At 63.3% G+C, this 294-nt stretch carries 1 pseudogene; it reads left to right on the forward strand.

What is annotated here, in order from left to right:
- Positions 1–197: pseudogene (locus tag E5W70_RS27860) on the forward strand (sugar phosphate isomerase/epimerase); the annotation flags it as partial.
- Positions 198–294: the final 97 nt, after the last annotated feature.

Consider the following 294-nt stretch of genomic DNA (forward strand, 5'->3'; position numbering starts at 1 on the left):
GCACTCAGGCAGGCCGCGAATTCGCGGCCTGCCTGAGTGCTGCGCGCCTGAACCGCCTTGCGGACGACGCCGACTACCGCACGCCATGGGAGCGTGATGATGACGGTGCGCTCGTTTTGTACGAGCTCGACATGATCCGGCGCAGCGCCGCCAACATGATGAAGTTCGATTTCATTGCAATGGAGAAATCAGCATGACTGCCCGAGAACTCAGCGGTCTGACCGCCTTCGTCACCGGCTCGGGACGCGGCCTCGGCCGCGTGATGGCCGACCGATTGGCCGAACTTGGCGCAAA

The sequence above is a fragment of the Mesorhizobium sp. genome (genome assembly GCF_005063415.1).
In the GTDB taxonomy this organism is placed as follows: domain Bacteria; phylum Pseudomonadota; class Alphaproteobacteria; order Rhizobiales; family Rhizobiaceae; genus Mesorhizobium.